Genomic DNA, 21,498 nt, shown 5'->3' with positions numbered 1-21,498 from the left:
AACGATGGGCACCCAGACACCCAATGGGTTCAAACTCGACCATTCCGGCAAACGCATTGTCATCGATCCGCTGACCCGGGTCGAAGGCCACCTCCGCGTGGAGGTCAATCTCGATTCCGACAATGTGATCCGCAACGCGGTCTCATCCGGAACTATGTGGCGCGGCATCGAGACGATCCTGCGTGGACGCGATCCTCGCGATGCCTGGGCGTTCACCGAGCGGATTTGCGGCGTCTGCACCGGCACACATGCGCTCACCTCGGTACGCGCGGTGGAGAACGCGCTGGGCATCACCATTCCAGAGAATGCTAATTCGATCCGCAATATCATGCAGCTCTGCCTGCAGGTGCACGATCATCTTGTGCACTTCTATCACCTGCACGCGCTGGATTGGGTCGACGTGATTTCCGCCCTCAAGGCCGATCCCAAGGCGACCTCTGCGTTGGCGCAATCGGTCTCGTCCTGGCCGCTCTCATCGCCAGGCTATTTCAAACATCTGCAGATCAGGCTCACCAAGTTCGTTGAATCAGGGCAGCTCGGCCCGTTTAAGAATGCCTATTGGGGGCATCCGGCCTACAAGCTTCCGCCGGAAGCGAACCTGATGGCCTTGGCGCATTATCTGGAAGCGCTCGACTTCCAGAAGGACGTCGTCAAGATCCACGCCATCTATGGCGGCAAGAACCCGCATCCGAATTGGCTGGTCGGTGGCGTGGCCTGTGCCATCAATGTCGATGGTACCGGTGCAGTGGGCGCCATCAATATGGAGCGGCTGAACCTGGTATCCTCGATCATTTGCCGTTCGATCGAATTCGTCGAGCAGGTTTATCTGCCCGACGTTGCCGTGATTGGCTCCTTCTACAAAGACTGGCTCTATGGCGGTGGTCTCTCGGGTAAGAGCATAATGTCCTATGGCGACATTCCCGAGAACGCCAATGATTATTCCGCAAAAAACCTCAAGCTGCCGCGCGGCGTGATCCTCAATGGCAATTTCAGCGAAGTCCTGCCGATCGATCACGGCGATCCCGAGCAGATCCAGGAGTTCGTCGCCCATTCCTGGTACAAATATCCCGATGAAACCAGGGGGCTGCATCCCTGGGGTGGTATCACCGAGCCGAATTTCCAGCTCGGGCCCAACGTCAAGGGCACCAGGACCCACATCAAGGAGCTCGACGAAGGCGGCAAGTATTCCTGGATCAAGGCGCCGCGCTGGCGCGGCAACGCCGTCGAGGTGGGACCGCTGGCGCGATACATCATAGGTCACGCGCAAGGCAAAGCGGAATTCAAGGAGCCGACCGAGAAGCTGCTGAAGACGCTCGATCTACCCTTCGCTGCACTCTTCTCGACGCTCGGCCGCACTGCGGCGCGTGCGCTCGAATGCCAATGGGCCGCGCACCAGATGCGCTATTTCCAGGACAAGCTTATGGCGCATATCAAAACGGGTGACACCGCTACCGCCAACGTCGATAAATGGAAGCCGGAGAGCTGGCCGAAGGAAGCCAAGGGCTACGGTTTCACCGAGGCGCCGCGTGGTGCGCTGGGGCACTGGATCAAGATCAAGGAGACCAAGATCGACAACTACCAGTGCGTCGTGCCGACGACATGGAACGGCTCGCCGCGTGATCCAAACGGCAATATCGGTGCATTTGAGGCCTCGTTGATGGATACCCCGATCGCTGATCCGGAGAAGCCGCTGGAAATCCTGCGCACGATCCATTCCTTTGATCCATGCCTGGCCTGCTCGACCCATGTGATGGGGCCGGATGGCCAGGAAATGGCAACGGTCAAGGTCCGCTAGGGGAGGCGGCATTGCTGGACAAATCTCCGCACGCGCTAACCGCCGCTGTCGCGGCCGACGCGGTACGCTCCGGCCGCAGCGCCGAGCGTGGCGTCGTCTACGTCTACGAGGCGCCGGTGCGGCTGTGGCATTGGATCAACGCCGCGGCAATCCTGGTGTTGGGCCTCACCGGTTATTTCATCGGCAGTGGGATACCGACCATGCCGGGAGAGACAAGCGACAATTTCCTGTTCGGCCAGATCCGTTTTGCGCATTTTTTCGCAGGCTATGTGCTCACGCTCGGCTTCCTCTTCCGCATTTACTGGGCGTTCATGGGCAACCCCCATGCTAAGCAGATTTTCTATGTGCCGCTCTGGCGCAAGAGCTATTGGCGCGAGGTGTGGCACGAGATTCGCTGGTACGCTTTCGTTGCGGCCGAGCCAAAGAAATACGTCGCGCACAATCCGCTGGCCCAGCTTGCGATGTTCTTCATGTTTACGCTGGCGATCGCGTCCATGATCGTCACCGGCTTTGCACTGTACGCACAGGGCACCGGCAACGACAGCTGGCAGTACATGCTGTTCGGCTGGGTGTTTTCGATTTGGCCGAACAGCCAGGACGTCCACACCTGGCATCATCTCGGCCTGTGGATGATCGTGACGTTTGCGCTCATCCACATCTATACAGCGGTTCGCGAAGACATCGTGTCGCGCCAGAGCATCGTCTCCTCGATCATTTCTGGCGAGCGCGAGTTCCGCGATTGATTGACGATGCAGATGCCAACTCCGGAGAACACGAAACGGATCCTGGTGCTCGGCATCGGCAATATCTTGTGGGCCGATGAGGGGTTCGGCGTGCGGGTGGTGGAGCAGTTCCACTGCCGCTACGCCGTCCCTGGCAATGTCACCATGCTCGATGGCGGCACGCAGGGGCTCTACCTCGTCAATTTTCTCGAGGAGGCCGATTGCCTGATAGCGTTCGATGCCATCGATTATGGACTCGCGCCCGGGCACTTGAAGCTCGTGCGAGACGAGGAGGTGCCGAAATTCACCGGCGCCAAGAAGGTGAGCCTGCATCAGACCGGTTTCCAGGAGGTCTTAAGTGCGGCCGACCTGCTTGGCCGCTGCCCGCGAGAGCTCGCTCTAATCGGCTGTCAGCCACTTGATCTGGAGGATTGGGGCGGGCCGCTGACCGCTCCGGTGCGCACTCAGATTGCGCCTGCGATCGAACTGGCTTGCGAACTGCTGGCGCAGTGGGGTTCTCCGGCAAAACTGCGGACCGCGCCGCTACCGGAGTCGGAGCGTCTGCTCGCGAACGACATCGACCATGCAAAGTATGAGAGGAGGGCGCGGCCGATCTAGCGGCTCGCCGATTACCATGTGCCTTGGCTTGCCAATGACGATTATTGAGACCGACGGCATGTCGGCGCTTTGCGAATATGCCAATGAACAGCGGCGCGTCTTAGTCATGCTGCTCTCCGAGCCGCCGGTCGGTGCCAAGGTGCTTGTCCATATCGATACCGCGGTGCGGCTCTTGGATGACGACGAAGCGCGGCTGATCGCGGACGCGCTTGAGGGCCGTGATGCGGCCCTCAATGACCACGATTGCGATCGTTTCTTTGCGGACTTGATCGGTCAAGAGCCGCAACTGCCCGAGCACCTGCGCTAGCCTGGTGCCGCCTCCCGGACACTGCCTGCCCATCTTTGCCTATATCAGCGGAAACCAAATTTGCAGCCGAAACAAGGTTCACGCGGAATATGTCGAGCGGGTGCTGATCCGAGCGGGAACGCAATCGCGAAAGAGCAATGATTGGCACGTGCCTTGCTACACCTCATCCAGCAGAACCATGGATTATCAGGGAGGCGGCTGATGGACTTTCAGCCCGGGAAACATGATCTGACGCGGCTCCGTCTGTCCGAGGTGGGGACCGAAAGCGTCGCACAAGCGCGAGACACTCGGCATAATCGCCAAGATCCGGGAGATCTCTATCGACCGCATTGCGAAGCTCATGATCGCCCGCGCGCCAATGGCGCGTCTGTGGACATAAGCATCATCCCTCAGCACACCAACGGAACGTCGTATCATGAAACAGGTTTCCGGGTCGCGCCCGATAGCGCCGAGAAAATGCGAGCAGCCGATGAGCGTGTTTCCTATCGCCGCGGAAAGTCTCGACGCAGCCCATAGCGGGCTGACGGCTGCGGGTGCGCTCGCGACGCCCGCTTCGCTCAATTGCATCGAGCTGGCAAGGAACTGTCAGAGTGCCATCGCGCTGTTGTCTTCCGTCGCGGCTGCCGTTGCCGGCCAGAAGAGCGACGTGCCGACGCAGCTGTTCAGGCTCGGGAATCTCAGCGATCTCGAGCGCAAGCTGATTGCGGACGTGCTTGGAGAGGGCGAGCTCGCCGGCGTCGTGGCGCTGCCGGGTGGCCGCGTGGCGCAAATCCAGGAATCGGTACTTGCGGGAATCTGGCGCGTGCGCATCGAGACCGACGCCGCACACGAATATGTCGAGGTCGGTGCCATCCCGGAGATCGTGCGGCGCGCCGCAACCGACCTGACGTCGAGCGATCTCATGATCGGCGCGGCACCGGACGGCGCGATGAACGTGCTGCCGGTGCTCGCGGAAATCCGCGAGCGGGCATTGGCCTGGCGGCCGGGCATGCGCTCGCAGATCATCAACTTCACCCTGCTGCCGATGAGCCCGGTCGACCAGGCGTTTCTGCAGCAAAGCGTCGGCAACGGGCCGATCCAGCTCAGCTCGCGCGGCTACGGGACTTGCCGAGTGCTTGCGACGGGCATCCGGAACGTCTGGTCGGTGCAGTTCTTCAATGCCATGGACACCATCATTCTGGATACGCTGGAGATCGGCGGCGTGCCAACGGTTGCCTTGGCCGCCGAGGAGGATTGCTGGGATTCCGCCGAACGCCTGCAAGAAATCATCAAAGCTTACTTCGAATGACGAGCTTCGAGAATTTTAGCGTCCGGAAGGATATCGCAGACGGCGCGCGCATGGAGTGCGGCATCTGTTGGATCGTCTACGACCCAGCTGAGGGGGATGAGGCGACGCAGATTGCAGCGGGAACGCCTTTCGCCGGGTTGCCCGAAAATTGGCGTTGTCCAAATTGCGATGCGCCCAAATCGAAGTTCATGGGGATTGAAGATGACGCCTGACCGCGAACAGCATCCCCGCAGGAGCGTGCACGCCGATGCGTCGGCGTGGGGCGAGATGCTGGCGGCAGCCTATCGGGATATCGCCGATCGCACCATGCGCGACCTGCCGATCTTCAACGAGGCCTTGAGCGTCGAAGCCATCGCCTTTCGCGCGCGCGAGGGCAGGGTCGTCGGCATGATGGTCACGCCCTGGTTCATGAACGTGGTCATACCCATGCGTGACGGCACTTCGCAATCGTCTCCGGGCCCGGGATCGAACCTGCGCTTGCGATTTCCTGCCGGCGAGATCGAATTCACCGTCAGCGATCTGGTGCCCGTGGGCTCGATCGCGAGCTACTCACTGTTCTCGCCGATGTTTGAGTTCGAGGATATGCCGTCCGCGCGCGCCACCGCCGAAGCAGCGCTCGCGGCGCTGATGTCGCCGGCCAATCGCGCGGCGTCACATGGGACAGATGCGCCACATATCAGTTCGTTCGACCGCCGGCATTTCTTGCACGGTGTACTGACGGAGCGGCGCGCATGAGCCTCGCCGTCCGCAACCAGATCGATGTTACCGTATCGCTTGCTGGCGACGCAATTGCCGCGGTCGAGATTCTGCCGTGCGCCCGGCCGCCACTGGCGCGGCTATTCGCCGGCAAGCCGGGCGCTTCGTTGCTCAACGTGCTGCCGCGAATCTTCTCGTTGTGTGCCGCCGCGCACCAGGTGGCATTCCTGTCCGCGATCGAGGCGGCGCGCCGCGAAAACATCACCCTTGCGACGCGGCAGCATCGTATCGCCATGGTCGTTGCCGAGCGGCTGGCGGAATTGCTGCGGGGCCTGTTTGTCGGGCATTTCGCGCTGGATACCACCAGCGCCGCAGCGATCCGCGCCCTGATGGAGGGGGTATCGGCACTTCTCAACAGCTCAGAGCCCGGCTGCGGCCAGGTTCGACGCGAGGCAACAGCGCGGGTTCCGATTGCGCTGGCAGCGCTTGGCATAACGAACGAAGACGGCGCGCCGACACTCGGTAACCCACTCGCGCTTCGCATCGCGGCTCTCGAGGAAGACACGTTGAACCCAATGCCGACGCAGCACTCGTTTTTGTCCGTTGCCGACGACCGCGGCGTCATTGAACGGCTGCTCGCGGATGATGCAGGATTTTGCCGTTGCCCCGACCTGGAGGGCCGCATTCCCGAGACAGGTGCGTGGGCGCGCCAAATGATGCGTGATCAGCTCACGCTAGGCCGGTCGGGGCCGGCCGAGCGGCTGAAGGCGAGGATCGCGGAAATCGTGCGACTGCACGCTTGGCTCCGCTCCAGTGCTTATGTTGAAACAGCGGAGGATGGGATCGTCGAAAGCTACAGGCTGGGGCCGGGCCGTGGTGCGGCCGCGGTCGAATGCGCAAGGGGACGTCTCTATCACGCGGTTGAGCTTGATCGTCAGGGGCAGATTTTGCGCTGGGAATTTCTTGCCCCAACCGAGTGGAATTTCCACGCGCGCGGACCGCTTGTCCGCAGCCTGCAAGGCGCGGTGCTGGCCGCGAAACCGCGGGGACTGGGTGCGGTTCGCGCGATGGTCGCATCCTTCGACCCTTGCGTCGGGTTCACTCTCAATTTTCGCGAAATTGGCGATGCATGAAATGGCGCTTTGTGAGGGCATCGTCGAGATCGTCGAGGAGGAGGCGCGCCGGCGATCGTTTTCCAGGGTGAAGACCGTGTGTCTGGAGATCGGGGCGCTCAGCCATGTCGCTCCCGAAGCGATGAAGTTCTGCTTTGCGGCCGTTGCCGCGCGGACCATCGCCGATGGCGCGGTTATTGAGGTCATCGAATTGCCTGGCGTCGCCTGGTGCATGGCCTGTTCGAGGAGTGTTGAGATTGCGCAGCGCGATGAGCCGTGTCCCTGCTGCGGCAGCTATCAGCTGCAGGTAACCGGGGGCGAAGAGATGCAGGTGAAAGAGCTGGAGGTCGATTGATGTGTACCGTATGTGGCTGTAGCGAAAGAACGCCCTCCATCGAACGCGCCGACGCGCAAAGTGCGCAAACCCAGGGCCATCACCATGATCATGCGCATGATCACTACGGTCACCACCGTGATCATGTGCATAGCGGTCAAAACGTGCATGAGTCTCACAACCATCACCACGGCCATTATCACCATCATGATCATAGCCATCAACATGCTCAGGGCGGAGGGGTGCTTGTGGATTGCGGTGCCGATCCGGCCGGCTTGAAGATCGCGGGTATGAGCAGCGAGCGAACCATTCGGATCGAGCGCGACATCCTTGGCAAGAACAATAGGATGGCCGCCGACAACCGCGCGCGCTTCCTGACCGATGACTTGCTCGTGTTCAATCTTGTTTCCAGTCCGGGCGCCGGCAAAACCTCGCTGCTCGTCCGCGCCGTCTCCGAACTGAAGGATAGCCGCCCGGTTGGTGTCATCGAGGGAGACCAGCAGACCTCGAACGATGCCGATCGCATTCGCGCCACCGGCGTGCCCGCAATTCAGATCAATACGGGCAAGGGCTGCCATCTCGATGCTGCGATGGTCGGTGAGGCTTATCGCCGCTTGCCGCCGCTCAAGGGCGGTATTCTCTTCATCGAGAATGTCGGGAATCTAGTTTGTCCCGCGGCGTTCGATCTCGGCGAGGCCTGCAAGATCGTGGTGTTCTCGACCGCCGATGGTGAAGACAAGCCGCTCAAATATCCGGATATGTTCGCCGCATCGTCGCTGATGCTGATCAACAAGATTGATCTGGCGCCGGTGGTCGACTTCGATTCAGCCAAGACCATCGAATATGCGAGACGCGTCAATCCGAACATTGAGGTGCTGACGGTTTCGGCGCGTACGGGCGAGGGCTTTGCCGCGCTCTACGCCTGGATCCGGAAGCAGGCTGCGAATCAGAGGCGTCCCGTCGGTGACGCATTGCCATGAGCGCGAGCGGCGACGCCATCATCCGCGGCGGAACGCGGCTGCGGGTGCGCGTCAGTGGCGCCGTGCAGGGTGTCGGCTTTCGTCCGTATATTTATGGTCTCGCTACCCGTTATAGGTTGGCCGGGTTCGTCGCCAACGATCCTGATGGCGTGATCATCGAGGTTGAGGGCGACCTTACGTGCGAGTTTGTGGCCGCTTTGCCACTCGAAAGCCCTCCATTGGCGCGGATCGACCACATCTCCGTTCAGGAGATTGATGCGCTTGCGGCGAAAGACTTCTCAATCCGCGCCAGCGAACACGGGAGGGGCTCGACGCGGATCGTCGCCGATGCCGCGACATGCCAGCAATGTCTCGATGAGTTGTTCGACCCGAACAGCCGCCATTACCTCTATCCCTTCATCAACTGCTCTCATTGCGGCCCGCGCTATACCATCGCCGAACGGCTTCCCTACGATCGCCGCAACACGGCGATGGGGGAGTTTGCGATGTGTGCCGCCTGCGCGGGCGAATATGCCGATCCGGCGAGCCGCCGGTTTCATGCGGAAGCGATTGCATGTCCGACATGCGGTCCTCGGCTCAGTCATGGGATCAACGACATTGCCGCGGGGATCGATGGCGGCCAAATCGTCGCAATAAAGGGGGTTGGCGGGTACCAGCTCCTTTGCGACGCTCGCAACCATGACGCCGTGCAGCGTTTGCGCAGGAGGAAGCAGCGCGACCAGAAGCCGTTCGCGGTCATGGTTGGTTCCGTAGAGCAGGTCAGCGAGATTGCGCAGGCTAATGCCGCCGAGCTCCCACTGCTCGAATCCGTCGCCCGTCCGATCGTCCTCCTGCCGTCGCGCAACAATCTAGCGCCGGCGATAGCCCCTGGTCTGTCGCGCGTCGGCGTGATGCTGCCGGCGGCCCCGTTGCATCACCTCATCTTCCATGCGCTTCGTTCGACAGGTGCATGGCATGGGGCTGAAGGTCCGGTCATTGTCAGCACCAGTGCTAATCCCGGCGGCGAACCGCTCCCGATCGACAACGCGGAGGCGCTGCGGCGGCTCGCGGGCATCGCCGACCTTATTGTGACCCATGATCGCGATATTCTGACGCGCGCCGATGATTCGGTAGTGGCGGTGGTGGCGGGGCGGCGCCAATTCATTCGTCGCGCCCGCGGCTATGTTCCCGAACCGATCCGGCTTGCGAGGTCTGTGCCGCCCGTGCTCGCCGTCGGCGGCGGGTTGAAATCGACCATCACGGTCACACGGGGCAGTGAGGCCTTCGTCTCCCAGCACATCGGCGATCTCGATACGGCTGAAGGCTTCCGCTTCTTCGAGGAGACGATCCGGCACCTCACATCGACCCTCGACATCGATCCTGTCGTCATTGCCCATGATCTGCATCCCAACATGGCGGCCACCCGCTTTGCGGAAGCAAGCGGCCGCGCGCTGGTCGCTGTCCAGCATCACCACGCGCACGCTGCGGCCGTCATCGCGGAGCATGGCCTTGCCGGGCCTACGCTCGCCCTTCTCCTCGACGGCCATGGTTATGGCTCCGACGGCGGCAACTGGGGTGGCGAACTCTTGTTGTGCGAAGGCGCCGGGTTTCGACGGATCGGGCATTTCGCGCCGTTGCAAATGCCTGGCGGAGATCGCGCAGCCCGCGAGCCTTGGCGCATGGCGAGCGCAATACTTCACTTGTTGGGACGGGAAAACGAAATCACGCTGCGCTTTGCAGCACAGCCTCAGGCCGAGCGTCTGCCGTCATTGCTCGATCAGCCCGGCGTGGCGACCACGACCAGCGCGGGCCGACTGTTCGACGCAGCGGCGGCGCTGCTGGGGATCGCGACTTTGCAGAGCTATGAGGGCGAAGCCGCGATGAAGCTCGAGGCGCATGTGCGGCGGACTGCGGTGCTTGAAGCGGGCTGGATTATCGATGGCGACGTGCTGTCCTTTCGCCCGCTGTTTGCGCGTTTGATTGCAGACAACGTCGGCGCCACGGAGGGAGCCGGGCTGTTTCATGGCACGTTTGCCGCTGCCTGCGTTGACTGGGTCGCGCGCGCGGCGCGGACAACTGGCGTTACCGCCGTCGTTCTGAGCGGCGGCTGCTTCCTGAACGCGGTACTCGCGGATGAAATCGAGCGCGGCTGCATTGCGGCCGGCCTCACTCCGCTGCTGCCACGGCAGGTTCCGCCCAATGACGGTGGCTTGAGCCTCGGACAAGCCTGGATAGCCGCTCTGCAGATTGCAGAACGGCCGTCAGCCCTGGAAGGAACAGCCTAATATGTGTCTCTCGGTACCAGCTGAGATCGCGAAAATTCTTTCTGATGACATGGCCATCGTGTCCATCGACGGCATCAGCAAGGAGATATCGATCGCGTTCATCGACGATCTCGCGGTGGGGGACTACGTCCTTGTCCATGTCGGCTATGCCCTGGCTAGAATTGACCCGGCGGAAGCCAAGCGCACGCTGCAGCTCCTACAGGAGCTGGGCAGCGTGGGGCAGGACCTCCAGTCATGAAATATGCCGACGAATTTCGCGACAAGACCATCGCGCGGGGGCTAGCGCGTGTGATTGGCGCCGAAGCCGATTCGCAAAGGGAATATCGGTTCATGGAATTCTGCGGCGGGCACACGCATGCGATTTCCCGCTATGGCCTGGAGTATATGCTGCCTGCGAATGTTCGCATGATCCACGGGCCGGGTTGTCCCGTCTGTGTTCTCCCCGCCAGCCGGATCGACATGGCGATCAGGCTCGCCGAGCAGCCGGAGGTCACTCTCTGTGTCTATGGCGACCTAATGCGCGTGCCCGGCTCGCAGGGAAAATCCCTGCTGAGCGCCAAGGCGTTCGGCGCCGACATTCGGATGGTCTACTCGACGCTCGATGCGATCCGGATCGCCGAACAGGCGCCGAATCGAGAGGTGGTCTTTTTTGCCATTGGATTTGAGACCACGACGCCGCCGACAGCGGTGATGATACGGCTTGCCGAGAAGAAATGGCTGAAGAGTTTCAGCGTGTTCTGCAACCACATGCTGACTCCCTCGGCGATGCACAGCATTCTCGAGAGTCCCGATATCCGCAATATCGGGCGGGTCGAAATTGATGGCTTCCTCGGGCCTGCGCATGTCAGCACCATCATCGGCACGGAACCTTACGAGGTCCTCGCAGAACAATTCGGCAAGCCGATCGTGATCGCGGGATTTGAACCGCTCGACATGATGCAGGCGATCCTGATGCTGGTGCGGCAGGTGAACGAAGGCCGACATGAGGTGGAGAACCAATACAGCCGTGCGGTGACGCGGAAAGGCAATCGGCGCGCCCAGGAAGAGGTGTCGGATATCTTCGAATTGCGTGACCAGTTCGAATGGCGCGGGCTCGGGCTCGTACCCCATAGCGGACTAAAGCTAAAGCAGGCTTACGCTCAATTCGACGCCGAGATGCGTTTCACGATGCACGAAGTGCGCGTCGCCGATAATCCGGCGTGCGAGTGCGGGGCCATCCTGCGCGGCGTGAAGAGGCCGGTTGACTGCAAGCTGTTCGGAACCGTCTGCACGCCGGAAATCCCGATAGGATCCTGCATGGTCTCATCGGAAGGCGCCTGTGCCGCGCAATGGACGTATGGACGGTTTCGCGATTATCGGTTGAGGCGGGCGTGATGAGAGCCTATCAACGCAAGCTCGACATCAAGAACGGACGGGTCGACCTGTCCCATGGCGCCGGGGGACGCGCCATGGCGCAGCTGATCTCCGGCCTGTTTCACGAAGCCTTCGGCAATGAATGGCTCGCCCGCGGCAACGATCAGGCGGCCTTCGATGTTGGCGCCGGCAGGATGGTGATGACGACCGATGGCTATGTGATTTCGCCGCTGTTCTTTCCCGGCGGCAATATCGGATCGCTCGCGGTGCACGGCACGATCAATGATGTCGCGATGGGCGGCGCGCGTCCGCTCTATCTGTCGGCAAGTTTCATCATCGAGGAGGGCTTCCGCTTTTCGGATTTGAAGACGATTGCGGATTCGATGGGCGAGGCCGCGCGCGCCGCCGGCGTTTACATCATCACGGGCGACACCAAGGTCGTCGAGCGCGGGAAGGCGGACGGCCTGTTCATCTCGACGACGGGGGTCGGGGTTTTAGCCGATGGGCTCGATCTCTCCGCCGAGAAGGCAAGGGTCGGCGACCGCGTGCTGGTCTCCGGCAGTCTCGGCGACCATGGTACGGCGATCATGTCGAGGCGCCAGAATCTCGCTTTCGAGACCGAGATCGTCTCGGATTCCGCAGCGCTGCATGATCTCGTAGCCCTAATGGTTGCGGCCGGTGGCAGCAGCATCCGGGTGATGCGCGACCCCACGCGCGGCGGTCTTGCGGCGATGCTCAACGAGATTGCGCATCAGTCGGGCCTCGGGTTCCATCTGCAGGAAGAGGCCATTCCGGTGAAGCCGGCGGTTGCCGCCGCCTGCGAACTCCTTGGGCTTGATCCGCTACATGTCGCCAACGAGGGCAAGCTCGTTGCCATCGTGGCGCCTGACATGGCCGATGCCGTGCTTGCAGCCATGAAGGCGCATCCGCTCGGGTGCGATGCGGCTGATATCGGCGAGGCCGTAGCCGACAATCATCAGTTTGTGCAGATGTCAACCAGCTTTGGTGGCGGGCGAATTGTCGATTGGCTGTCGGGCGAACAATTGCCCCGGATCTGTTGAGCGCAATCGCACTTCTGCCATTTCGTTGTTGCTTTGAGGAGATCGCCCTGCGCTTCTCATGAAGCGCTCGTTCGCCTCGAGCGCATCAATCAGACCGAACATGCGGGATGGGACTCGAAGCGGAACGGCGCGCACGTCGATCCTCGACATCAAGCCCTGCTCTCAACATCAGTTGTGTGATAAATTCCTTCTTCTCACAATCATTAAATGAGTGTCAGGGAGTGGCTATCGCTCCCGCTATCATGCTAACTGGTCTCCTTAGCATGGACATCGACGGAACGCAGATTTCGCGGCTAAAGCGGACCGATTGATATGGCGCAAAGACACAGGGGAGCGCAGCGGTTAGGGTGATGCTGATATAAGCGTGGGATAGTAACCGTTGCAGGCCTCAATCCTGAAAAAGTATTGCGATGCCCGCCTGCCTTGGTACACCATCTATCCAACTGTACCGGAGTTCTCCCCGGCTGTCGGTGCACAGGATTGTGAGAAATGGCTGAGGCGCCTGCCGGCTGACGACTCCGTGTCGCTCTATCTCCACATTCCGTTCTGCCGGTCGATCTGTTGGTATTGCGGCTTCCCTACGGCCATCACTCGCCGGGTTGCGCCGATCCTCAATTATTTGTCGGTGCTGCGCGAGGAGATCCGGTTGGTCGCGGCCGCAAGCGCTGCCCGTGAGCGACGTGCACTTCGGCGGCGGAACGCCGACCGTCATCGAGCCAGCGGAGTTCCTGGCCCTGATGGAACTCCTGCGCCGCCGCTTCGCGTTCAGGAAAACGGCTGCGATCGCCGTCGAGATCGACCCGCGCACGTTCACGGTCGAGATAGCCGAAGCCTTAGGAGCAGCCGGCGTGAACCGCGCGAGCCTCGGCGTGCAGAGCTTCGATCCCATTGTTCAAAAAGCGATCAACCGGGTCCAGAGTAAGGCGCAGACGGCCGCTGCCGTCGAAAATCTGCGCCAGCACGGAATAAGCCGCATCAACTTCGACCTCATTTTCGGTCTCCCAAATCAGACGGTGCAGTCCTGCGTCGAGAGCGCGACGACGGCGGTGGCCATGCGCCCGGACCGGCTTGCGGTTTTCGGCTACGCGCACGTTCCTTCGTATATGAAACGTCAGCGCCTGATCGATGAGGCAGCGCTGCCGGGGACAACGCTGCCCGCGCCGAACAGGCCGCGGCCGTGGCCGATACGCTTGTCGCCGCCGGCTATCACCAAATCGGGCTCGACCATTTCGCCTTGCCGGACGATGAGCTCGCGCTGGCGCAGAAAGCCGGTCGCCTGCGGCGTAACTCCTTGGGTTACTCGGCCGACACCTGCAAAACCCTGATCGGCTTCGGCAGGTCGGCCATCGGCCGTCTCGGCGACGGTTACGTCCAGAACGATGTTGCAACAGGCTCCTACAGCCGGCACATCAGAGCTGGCCGTCTGGCGACGTCAAATGGCTACCGTCTCACCGATGAAGACCGCGTCCGAGCCGCGATCATCGAGCGGCTGATGTGCGATCTGGAGGCCGACGTGCCGGCAATCTGTGCCGCCCACGGAGTTTATGCGATCCCTTTTCTCGAATCAGCTGAACGCTTGTCGATGCTCGCCGAGGACGGGGTAGTCGACATCGAAAAGGGTTTCATCCGCGTGAGGCAGGAGCACCGCTTTGTGATTCGCGCTGTTGCTGCCGCATTCGACGCTTATCTCAACCGTTCACCCTATTAGCACAACAAGCAGCGTGAGCGGATCCAAAAGCATCACCGCTCGTCGCTAACAGGACGGCGCCTCGACCATGTAGAAATGGTTCTGTGGAATCTGATCCAGACTGCCGTCGGCTGCGGCAACGATGGCGACGCCGCTCGGCGAACGTCACGTTGGAGACCCCGGCACTGCCGTAAGCTTTGGGCACCGTAATCGCCCGGCAGGCCCAGCTTTGCAAGAAACGATCAACCGCGTCCAGCAGGTGGCGGGCTGGACTAGCCTGTAGCACTCTGGGATGTCATCAAGGCTCGTCCGGCTTCGGTCCTGAGACCAGTGGCGCGCCCCCGACGGAAACCGGCCCTTGTGGTTTCGACGAGCGCACGAGTGTCTTGGCCGGCTCCGACACGGCATGGCCAGGCGTCGGACGAGGAACATGAGGAGGAGAAGCCGTGGGTGCGGGATTCTGCAATGAGTCGATTCGTAAAGTCAGCGCTGCGATCTGATCTGAGATTCGTGTTAAATCGGCCAGCTGGGCACTGATGCTGCGGTTGAGTTCGGCGAGCTCGTCGCTAGCCTTCTGTTGTCCCGACTGAATCTCCGACAGGGCCGCCCGGTCCTCCGGTGACAAGCTTGGCATTGTGGTGACTTCACGGGCGGCCGCCAGCGTCTCGACAAATTGTCCGACGTTGGTCCAAAAATAGGCTCCTGCAGCGCACAGGCCAACGAGGACAACTAAGAGGAGTAAAAGCCACGAAACGCGTCTCGACGACGTGTGCAATACCGGCGGCAAGTCCGAACCGGCCGTTTGATCCATCATCTCCATCGTCCCTCGCTCGATGTCCGGGTCTGTGTTGGCTTTTCTCGTTGACGCGCTATCACACGATGGTCAAGAGCTGCAGCGAGCCGCGACCATCGACAAATCGTTATCCGCAACGTTGCCCTCATCGCTTGGTCATCCAGTCCTATGATCGGTTCGATGTGACACTTTTTGCGCATGGCCGGCTCCTACATCATAGCGCCACCGCAAAGCAATAGTTCTCGTCTTCATCGGCCATGGCGCAGCATTTCCTCGCATTCAGAAAAAGCCTGCGAACAATCTTCCATTTGCCGGCACCGAATGCGAGCCAGTCGTTATTTCCTGAATTATCTTTCAGGCTCGTATCGAGCTAGTCATCGCCACTTGCCGTGGCCCGCAAGTCCATCCCTTGACGAGACGCGCCACTTAGAGCTCTACGAGCTGCCCGTGGGTCCACTCTTCACGCGCCGGAATAGTCGGCCCAATTACTCTTCAAGCTATCCTGGCCTGCGCAGTCGAATACGGAGCACAACGCCAACTATGTCGAGCCCAATTGCACAGAAAAATCTTGGGGAAAACAAACCGTTCGGCGAGTCCGGCGGTCGGCATAAATCTGCAAGATCAATGACGTCGGTCCTCTCGCCTACGTCACCGACATCCTGAGGATGATGGTCAATGGTCACCCGAACGATGAACTCGGCCAACTTCTTCCCTGGGCCGATCCGGGCAACCCCTAAAAGCCGTCGCTTGAGAACGACGCTAATGATGCAGATCAACAAATCGCGGTTTAACTGCGTTTCCGCCGAGAGATGGGCGCGTAAAGAGCTGAGCGGCTGCAGCGCTCACGAGTGACCGACGCCCGATTTCCACTGGACCGATGCCAGCGTCGCCAGAGTTCGTCTAGTCGCCGAGGGGCCTCACCCCGAGCAGCGAAACAGCCACGATCCGTGCATCGACAGGCAACGCCTTGCGACCCAGTCAACTACCAACGTTAGCAGTTGGAGGAGATGACGGACACATGGCAATCGGCGGTTAATAAAGGTCGCGCGGGTCACACGTCAAGGAACTGGGATGCAATATAGAACTGGCCGCTCCAACGGCCCTGATGGATGTGCCAACGCATCTGCGGCTATCAAATCGGCCCCAACCGCGATCTCTCCTTTCTTATGCGAGCCCATGATGGACCTTCTGGCGCGATCGCCGAGCGCACAGGTTTCAACGGTCTCTCGGCTTCGGGCCTGTCAGTTGCCTCGTCTGTCGGCTACCGCGATGCCAGTGAAGCATCATGGAGCCAACGCGTCGTCGCTGGCGCGCGAGCCCTGCTTTCTGATGACTGCTATCTTCTCGAAGGAGACGTCTTCTTCGATCAGAATGCTGCTCGGCCGAAATCCTCATGCTTGTGGTGGAAGAGGCGGGTCGTTCGCAGTGTATTGGTGGCGGCGCCGTCCGCCCGTCGCCACTATCTCGCCGAGCGAAGGCACCGAATAGAGCCGGCCGCTGTCGACACCGAGGCAGCGCAACAGAACTGCGTTGGAACAGTCGATTGGCTTGGCCGCGGTATGGCGTGCTCGACACGTGCGTCGCCGAAAGCCAATCGCGTGGCGGCCGGTGACGAGGTCGGGAAGGCTCAGCGGGTATCGCTGAGATAGACGGGCCGATTGCTGCCAAGCATCAGCCCCGGAGCCTTCAGACATTAGAAGGTTGGGGGTCAGCTCCGGGCCAATCAGGCCGGAGCGTAATCCATTCAAGACTAGCAATGCGGACGCGGAGTTCACTATGCATGGTTACTTTGTCGTGGCGACGGCCGCGGCACACGTTGTCAGCTTTCGATCAACTACGAAGCACAGAGGGCTGGCTATCGCACTCTCCCTGGCAGCGAGCCTCGTCGGCAGTTCGGCGCTGGCACAGACTGCCAATGGGCCTAAGCCAAAACGCGACATTCCAGATGAGGTTGCTAAAAGAAGAATTGAGATGGAGTCCGATTCGGTCACAAAATTCCGAAGCCGCCAGCTCAAACGAGCAACGCTTCTCGTCGGTAATTCGGCGCTAGCACAAACTGCCAGTTTGCCTTCCGCAAAGCGAGACAGTGCGGATGAAATTGCTAAAAACAGAACTCAAAAGGAGATCGACCCATTCGCAAAGTTCGAGAACCTCCGCGAAAAAGGTATGTGGCTCAATATCCCTGGTCCTGCCGATACGATAGATCACGATAAAGGCGGCGTTAGATCCGCGCTGGCAGAGGTCGGGATCGGCTACGTTGGCGGGACAGTAATCAGCCTCGTAGACAATCAACTGCCAAATGCAGCCAGTGCCACCACCGCCAATCAGCTATATATGGGCCAGAATCCGACATTTAGTACCGTAAATTTCATGATTGTGACCTACGATCTCAGCCGCTTTGGAATTCCCGATGGTCAGATCGTCGTGGGAGCCGAGCAGCAGTACTGGACATGGAAACCCGGAGGGCCAGATAGAGTGGGTCTCAATACATTGGCCTATTACCAGACGTTTTTCGACAGGAAACTCGAACTCAAAATGGGTTACCTCAGAAATGTAAATGAGTTCGCAGGCACATTGGTCGGAGGGAACGCAGGAGCAAGCGTTTTGGCCCCCTCGTCGAATATTTTGTATCAAGCTGGCATGAGCAACAATGCCGCGCCTACGCCAGCTCTCAACGTGAAGTACAATTTTTTTTGATGATCACCTATATGACAAGGTCTCAATCCAGCGCTCAATCAGTCCAGACGGTCAGTATGCGCAGATCACCGAAAATCCCACCGGCTTAAGCTGGAGCACGGCCAACGCGGGCATTCTTTTGCTTGATGAAATTGGCTACAAGAACAAAGCTGCTCCGGGCTTACCCGAGACCTGGTTGCGGGCGGGCGCCGGTTTCAATAACAGCACCTACAAGAACTTGCAGTATCCGCAGCAATCGAGAGCCGACGCGAACAGCGTCTACTACGTCGCAGCGGACAGGCAACTCTGGCAGTCTGATGTCAGGGCTCGGCATATCGTGGTATCTATGGTGGTTTCTCTGTAATGTGATTGCCGTCGATCAGCCGATCCACAGCCGCTTGGCGCTGATCCTGATCGATAACGCCACGGAATTGCTCATTCACCGATCGTGCAATACGCTGCCCACGGCGCCGGAAAAGATAAGACTCCGCTTAGTCCCAAGATGCGTCGCGAGGCGACGGGTGATTACTTCGAGCCGAAGCTGGCCGTAATGAGGCATGTGGATGCAATCACGGAGGATGAAAGACGCTTCATTGCGATAGCGCATGCCTATCGTAATGAACTGTATCACGTCGGATTGCGCCACGTTGGGAATGTCGCTCAAGACCGAACTGATGCAGCGGATCGGACGCATCGAAAAGCACTTCAATTACATCAGTCGTGATCTTGATGGGAGACACCGCCGGCTGCGACGCTGGAAAATCTCCAATTTGCATACGATCATAATTCCGCGCTTCGGAAGCAGAGTGGCGAGAACATTTGGATTCCATGGGACGCGCCGTTCATGCAGGGCCATAAAACGCGTCTCATGGCGACGTGGAAGCGACGGTACTCGACTGTGCCCATTGTTAAGTGGCGGCAGAAGGCGAATCGCATCGGAAAGGAGACGAATTGGCTGCGCGCAGCCGCGGCGCATGATGATCTCAACCGGCAGATGGATTATTTGGATGACGCTATCACCGAAGCGCTTTCTGAATTTGATGGCTGGGTGCAACAGCAGATCGACCGGGCGCGGGGCAAGTGAGCTGTGCGATGAGCCGAAGTGGTAGTGGCACCTCAGGTCCTTCCCGCGGAGGCCCGAGTCAAGCGATGACAGCGCCACCTCAGGGCACCGGAATTCCATGACCGTATGACGGTATTCCTGAGGGTCGCTAGCCCTGCTGGGCCGGATCATCAGCGGCAGCAGCATGCGGCGAGTATGGCAGATCGGGCCATTGACCGAGGCCGGCTCGTTTCACCCGCCTTCCGAGCGCCAGCAACTGCGGGAACTGGCCGTCCCAAAGCCAATGTTAGATAGATACGTTTACGGATCTTTTCCCATCCGAAAGATTCGTTTACGTTTCATCTTGACCGATCGAAATGATCTGTCTACGTATCACCCACTGGCAAAATGATCCGGGAACATATCATGACCTCCGCCCCAGACCCCTTGCTCAAGGATCTTGGCATGCACTTTAGAAAGGCGCGCATGGCCGCTGGCTTGTCCCAGGAGCAAATCGCCCTTCGGGCGAACATCAGCAGACCCCGCTATCGGGACATTGAAACCGGTGCCGCTGCCGCCCGTGCAACGACGCTCGTCAACGTCGCCCGCGCCCTTGGCATGGAAATGATGTTGATCCCGCAGGCGATGGTGCCCGCTATTCAGTCGATGCTGCAGCCCGCCGCCGACGATGATGATCGCCCCGCATTCACGTCAGACGTTGAAGAGGAGGAAGGCGTATGAGTCCGACCGTTCTCGCGGCAGAGCGCATCCAGTCGCTCGATATCTCGTTGAACGATCTTCCAGTCGGCACGCTCGTGCGGACGCCGGGCGACTACAATGCGTTCAACCTTTTGCCCGCTTACCGGAACTTAAACAACCCGCCAATCTTCAGCCTGTCGCTTCGCTCAGCGGACGGCAGCCTTCGCCGGGATCCCAAACCCATACGCGGCGCGCTGCCACCGTTCTTTGCCAACCTGCTGCCCGAAGAGAAGCTGCGCGAGGCGATGGAAAAGCACCACGCGGCGTCAGTAAGACCAGGAAACGACTTCGATCTCTTGGCTGCGCTGGGGATCAACCTGCCAGGAGCGGTATGCGCTTTGCCGAGTGATGGTATCCCCATTCCAACTGGTCCAGAAGCGGAGGGCAATAAAAAGGCGCGATTTTCGCTTGCCGGTGTGCAGATGAAGCTTTCCGTCATGAAGAACACAGGAAAGGAAGGTGGGATCACACTCGCCGTAGACGGCGAGCAAGGGCAATATATCGCGAAATTTCCCTCGCTCACTCACATCGGGCTTTCGGAAAACGAATTCGCAGTTCTCGCCTTGGCGGAAGCGCTGGGGATGGAAGTGCCGGCACGCGAACTCGTCGACAAGAAGGAGTTCGCCGGCATTCCGGAAGAGTTCAACACCATGTCCACGGGCAAGGTGCTGCTTGTCCGCCGCTTCGACCGCGGCGCGGACGGAGCGCGCGTCCATATGGAAGACTTCGCACAGGTCTTTGGCCGCTATCCGTCGGAGAAATACATTGGCGCAGCCTATCATAATATCGCAGCAGCGCTGAACAGCGGCGTCTCCTTTGATTCAGCCATCGAATTTGTTCGGCGCCTTGCACTCACCGCGGTCACCGGGAACGGTGATATGCATCTCAAGAATTGGTCGCTGCTGTATCCCGAAGACGGACGGACACCAACGCTGTCGCCTGTCTACGACGTGCTTTCAACAGTTCCTTACATCCCAAAGGACGGTATGGCGCTGAGCCTTGCCGGCGAAAAGTCGTTCAAGGCGCTTACTCCAGAGCGCTGGCGCAACTTCGCAAATCGAAGTCGTCTTCCGGAAGGGGCAGTGGTGACAGCCGTAGCCGAGACGGCGGCGACCGTGCGCGACAAGTGGTCGGTTCTTCCAGAACGCGATGTTGTGCCTGCCCAGGTCCTCAGCCGGATCGATGCCCATATCGAAGAAATGGCAAACGTTCTCGATCCGTAGATCCCAACGACCAAGCAGGATCAGGGACGTGAACCTATAAATCCGGAATGGTCCGCAGACTTCCGCTTTGATACGGATTGTGTTGAAAAACTCGAAAATCGCGGGGCTCCGAAAATCTCGCAAGTGTCGCGCATTGGCAATTTCAGCCGCTGCAAGGCTTTGCAGAATCAATACGAGCGCCAGCGATCGTTTTTGGGTAATTGATGTGGTCCCTCATCTCACAGCGAGATAGACGCACCAGCGGTCCTGAGAATTTTCAGTCATCAGCGAACAAGGACTTTTTCAACACAATCATACGTATTCCGGGCTCCAGCCCGGACATCGCGTGCGGTCTGGAAAAGGGCCAGGCTGACCGCCCGACGACCACAGTATCGAGCATGAGATGATGAACAGATGCGGGCTCCCCCAAATGCGCGTTTGCAAGCATTTCCGCAAACCTGCTGTATCAGTCCGTCCCGATCAATTGGCATCGCTCGGGCTACGGCTAATTGATCCTGCGCAATAGGGGCGGAAATCGCTGAATTTCTGCACCATTTGGCCGCCAGAGGACGGCCGAAGACCTTGCTCCCGCGCGAACCGAGATATTTTTTGTTCGATGCCGTCTATTCATAATATTTCGGAACGCGATGTCTCTATTATTCGCGAGGCGACTGAGCACAACAGGACGCGCGTGTTGTGGATGTCGGCGGGGGCGTTAGAAGAATATTTCAACAAACGGACGAAGTCGCAAACGCAAGTGATTCAAGTGGACGATAGATGATGCCGCAAAGCGCGGACTGGCGACGATT

The 21,498-nt window shown here is 59.8% G+C and carries 21 protein-coding genes and 2 pseudogenes; 21 read left to right on the top strand and 2 right to left on the bottom strand.

Annotated elements, in window-relative coordinates:
• The first annotated feature begins 4 nt into the window (after positions 1-4).
• The 15 genes and pseudogenes from KIP88_RS35990 (at position 5) to hemN (ending at position 14,238) form a co-directional block, all read left to right on the top strand.
• Positions 5-1,795 (top strand): nickel-dependent hydrogenase large subunit, encoded by a 1,791-nt coding sequence (locus KIP88_RS35990; RefSeq protein ID WP_214492913.1) that lies wholly within the window; start codon positions 5-7, stop codon positions 1,793-1,795.
• A gap of 11 nt (positions 1,796-1,806) precedes the next feature.
• A complete protein-coding gene (cybH, locus tag KIP88_RS35985; RefSeq protein WP_374226551.1) occupies positions 1,807-2,538 on the top strand; it encodes a Ni/Fe-hydrogenase, b-type cytochrome subunit in 732 nt (243 codons plus the stop codon).
• Positions 2,539-2,550: 12 nt separating this feature from the next.
• Positions 2,551-3,135: a HyaD/HybD family hydrogenase maturation endopeptidase gene (locus tag KIP88_RS35980; RefSeq protein WP_057846121.1), complete on the top strand. Its 585-nt coding sequence runs from the start codon at positions 2,551-2,553 to the stop codon at positions 3,133-3,135.
• A gap of 16 nt (positions 3,136-3,151) precedes the next feature.
• The gene (locus KIP88_RS35975) at positions 3,152-3,442 is read left to right on the top strand and encodes a HypC/HybG/HupF family hydrogenase formation chaperone (protein WP_214492911.1); all 291 of its coding nucleotides are present in this window, start codon (positions 3,152-3,154) and stop codon (positions 3,440-3,442) included.
• 469 nt (positions 3,443-3,911) lie between these two features.
• Positions 3,912-4,730 (top strand): hydrogenase expression/formation protein, encoded by an 819-nt coding sequence (locus KIP88_RS35970; RefSeq protein WP_249791270.1) that lies wholly within the window; start codon positions 3,912-3,914, stop codon positions 4,728-4,730.
• Positions 4,727-4,942, top strand: coding sequence for a rubredoxin (locus tag KIP88_RS35965; protein WP_214492909.1), 216 nt, complete (start codon positions 4,727-4,729; stop codon positions 4,940-4,942). Before KIP88_RS35970 ends, KIP88_RS35965 begins: the two co-directional genes overlap by 4 nt.
• Positions 4,932-5,465, top strand: coding sequence for a [NiFe]-hydrogenase assembly chaperone HybE (hybE, locus tag KIP88_RS35960; RefSeq protein WP_214492908.1), 534 nt, complete (start codon positions 4,932-4,934; stop codon positions 5,463-5,465). Before KIP88_RS35965 ends, hybE begins: the two co-directional genes overlap by 11 nt.
• A gap of 137 nt (positions 5,466-5,602) precedes the next feature.
• Positions 5,603-6,559, top strand: a complete 957-nt coding sequence (locus tag KIP88_RS35955) for a nickel-dependent hydrogenase large subunit (protein ID WP_308163717.1) — start codon at positions 5,603-5,605, stop codon at positions 6,557-6,559.
• Positions 6,552-6,893 carry a hydrogenase maturation nickel metallochaperone HypA gene (gene hypA / locus KIP88_RS35950; RefSeq protein WP_214492906.1) on the top strand — a complete coding sequence of 114 codons (342 nt, stop codon included), beginning with the start codon at positions 6,552-6,554 and terminating at the stop codon, positions 6,891-6,893. Before KIP88_RS35955 ends, hypA begins: the two co-directional genes overlap by 8 nt.
• On the top strand, positions 6,893-7,852 hold the full coding sequence (gene hypB / locus KIP88_RS35945) for a hydrogenase nickel incorporation protein HypB (protein WP_214492940.1): 960 nt from the start codon (positions 6,893-6,895) through the stop codon (positions 7,850-7,852). The genes hypA and hypB overlap by 1 nt, the downstream gene beginning before the upstream one ends.
• On the top strand, positions 7,849-10,116 hold the full coding sequence (gene hypF, locus KIP88_RS35940; protein ID WP_214492905.1) for a carbamoyltransferase HypF: 2,268 nt from the start codon (positions 7,849-7,851) through the stop codon (positions 10,114-10,116). Before hypB ends, hypF begins: the two co-directional genes overlap by 4 nt.
• Position 10,117: 1 nt before the next feature.
• Entirely contained in the window at positions 10,118-10,354 is a 237-nt protein-coding gene (locus tag KIP88_RS35935) for a HypC/HybG/HupF family hydrogenase formation chaperone (protein ID WP_214492904.1), read from the top strand.
• Positions 10,351-11,490 carry a hydrogenase formation protein HypD gene (hypD, locus tag KIP88_RS35930; RefSeq protein ID WP_214492903.1) on the top strand — a complete coding sequence of 380 codons (1,140 nt, stop codon included), beginning with the start codon at positions 10,351-10,353 and terminating at the stop codon, positions 11,488-11,490. The genes KIP88_RS35935 and hypD overlap by 4 nt, the downstream gene beginning before the upstream one ends.
• On the top strand, positions 11,490-12,530 hold the full coding sequence (gene hypE, locus KIP88_RS35925) for a hydrogenase expression/formation protein HypE (RefSeq protein WP_057902171.1): 1,041 nt from the start codon (positions 11,490-11,492) through the stop codon (positions 12,528-12,530). Before hypD ends, hypE begins: the two co-directional genes overlap by 1 nt.
• A gap of 379 nt (positions 12,531-12,909) precedes the next feature.
• A pseudogene (gene hemN / locus KIP88_RS35920) lies at positions 12,910-14,238 on the top strand (oxygen-independent coproporphyrinogen III oxidase).
• 57 nt (positions 14,239-14,295) lie between these two features.
• On the opposite strand, the pseudogene KIP88_RS46900 reads toward hemN, so the two are convergent.
• Positions 14,296-14,473, bottom strand: a pseudogene (locus tag KIP88_RS46900) (SfnB family sulfur acquisition oxidoreductase); the annotation flags it as partial.
• Between the two features lie 42 nt (positions 14,474-14,515).
• Positions 14,516-15,037, bottom strand: coding sequence for a hypothetical protein (locus KIP88_RS35915; protein ID WP_214492902.1), 522 nt, complete (start codon positions 15,035-15,037; stop codon positions 14,516-14,518).
• Between the two features lie 584 nt (positions 15,038-15,621).
• Between KIP88_RS35915 and KIP88_RS48285 the strand changes: the two genes are divergently transcribed.
• The 6 genes from KIP88_RS48285 (at position 15,622) to KIP88_RS35885 (ending at position 20,710) form a co-directional block, all read left to right on the top strand.
• Complete coding sequence (locus KIP88_RS48285) at positions 15,622-15,747, top strand: transposase domain-containing protein (RefSeq protein WP_082646342.1); 126 nt, start codon at positions 15,622-15,624, stop codon at positions 15,745-15,747.
• Positions 15,748-16,119: 372 nt separating this feature from the next.
• Complete coding sequence (locus tag KIP88_RS48625) at positions 16,120-16,659, top strand: isocitrate lyase/phosphoenolpyruvate mutase family protein (RefSeq protein WP_214492901.1); 540 nt, start codon at positions 16,120-16,122, stop codon at positions 16,657-16,659.
• 127 nt (positions 16,660-16,786) lie between these two features.
• Positions 16,787-17,707, top strand: a complete 921-nt coding sequence (locus KIP88_RS35900) for a hypothetical protein (RefSeq protein ID WP_214492900.1) — start codon at positions 16,787-16,789, stop codon at positions 17,705-17,707.
• 823 nt (positions 17,708-18,530) lie between these two features.
• Positions 18,531-18,770: a hypothetical protein gene (locus KIP88_RS35895; protein ID WP_214492899.1), complete on the top strand. Its 240-nt coding sequence runs from the start codon at positions 18,531-18,533 to the stop codon at positions 18,768-18,770.
• A 384-nt stretch (positions 18,771-19,154) separates the two neighbouring features.
• Entirely contained in the window at positions 19,155-19,469 is a 315-nt protein-coding gene (locus KIP88_RS35890) for a helix-turn-helix domain-containing protein (RefSeq protein WP_249791269.1), read from the top strand.
• A complete protein-coding gene (locus KIP88_RS35885) occupies positions 19,466-20,710 on the top strand; it encodes a type II toxin-antitoxin system HipA family toxin (protein ID WP_214492897.1) in 1,245 nt (414 codons plus the stop codon). The genes KIP88_RS35890 and KIP88_RS35885 overlap by 4 nt, the downstream gene beginning before the upstream one ends.
• Positions 20,711-21,498: the final 788 nt, after the last annotated feature.

Source organism: Bradyrhizobium sp. SRL28, from assembly GCF_018596315.1.
In the GTDB taxonomy this organism is placed as follows: domain Bacteria; phylum Pseudomonadota; class Alphaproteobacteria; order Rhizobiales; family Xanthobacteraceae; genus Bradyrhizobium.
This window is presented reverse-complemented; position numbering and strand designations above follow the sequence as displayed.

Bases quoted from the DNA above. Each gene is read 5' to 3' on its own strand.
- KIP88_RS35990 (WP_214492913.1), top strand. From the start codon at position 5: ATGGGCACCCAGACACCCAATGGGTTCAAACTCGACCATTCCGGCAAA.
- KIP88_RS35980 (WP_057846121.1), top strand. From the start codon at position 2,551: ATGCCAACTCCGGAGAACACGAAACGGATCCTGGTGCTCGGCATCGGC.
- KIP88_RS35975 (WP_214492911.1), top strand. From the start codon at position 3,152: ATGTGCCTTGGCTTGCCAATGACGATTATTGAGACCGACGGCATGTCG.
- KIP88_RS35970 (WP_249791270.1), top strand. From the start codon at position 3,912: ATGAGCGTGTTTCCTATCGCCGCGGAAAGTCTCGACGCAGCCCATAGC.
- KIP88_RS35965 (WP_214492909.1), top strand. From the start codon at position 4,727: ATGACGAGCTTCGAGAATTTTAGCGTCCGGAAGGATATCGCAGACGGC.
- hybE (WP_214492908.1), top strand. From the start codon at position 4,932: ATGACGCCTGACCGCGAACAGCATCCCCGCAGGAGCGTGCACGCCGAT.
- hypA (WP_214492906.1), top strand. From the start codon at position 6,552: ATGCATGAAATGGCGCTTTGTGAGGGCATCGTCGAGATCGTCGAGGAG.
- hypB (WP_214492940.1), top strand. From the start codon at position 6,893: ATGTGTACCGTATGTGGCTGTAGCGAAAGAACGCCCTCCATCGAACGC.
- hypF (WP_214492905.1), top strand. From the start codon at position 7,849: ATGAGCGCGAGCGGCGACGCCATCATCCGCGGCGGAACGCGGCTGCGG.
- KIP88_RS35935 (WP_214492904.1), top strand. From the start codon at position 10,118: ATGTGTCTCTCGGTACCAGCTGAGATCGCGAAAATTCTTTCTGATGAC.
- hypD (WP_214492903.1), top strand. From the start codon at position 10,351: ATGAAATATGCCGACGAATTTCGCGACAAGACCATCGCGCGGGGGCTA.
- hypE (WP_057902171.1), top strand. From the start codon at position 11,490: ATGAGAGCCTATCAACGCAAGCTCGACATCAAGAACGGACGGGTCGAC.
- KIP88_RS35915 (WP_214492902.1), bottom strand. From the start codon at position 15,037: ATGGAGATGATGGATCAAACGGCCGGTTCGGACTTGCCGCCGGTATTG.
- KIP88_RS48625 (WP_214492901.1), top strand. From the start codon at position 16,120: ATGTGCCAACGCATCTGCGGCTATCAAATCGGCCCCAACCGCGATCTC.
- KIP88_RS35900 (WP_214492900.1), top strand. From the start codon at position 16,787: ATGCATGGTTACTTTGTCGTGGCGACGGCCGCGGCACACGTTGTCAGC.
- KIP88_RS35895 (WP_214492899.1), top strand. From the start codon at position 18,531: ATGCAGGGCCATAAAACGCGTCTCATGGCGACGTGGAAGCGACGGTAC.
- KIP88_RS35890 (WP_249791269.1), top strand. From the start codon at position 19,155: ATGACCTCCGCCCCAGACCCCTTGCTCAAGGATCTTGGCATGCACTTT.
- KIP88_RS35885 (WP_214492897.1), top strand. From the start codon at position 19,466: ATGAGTCCGACCGTTCTCGCGGCAGAGCGCATCCAGTCGCTCGATATC.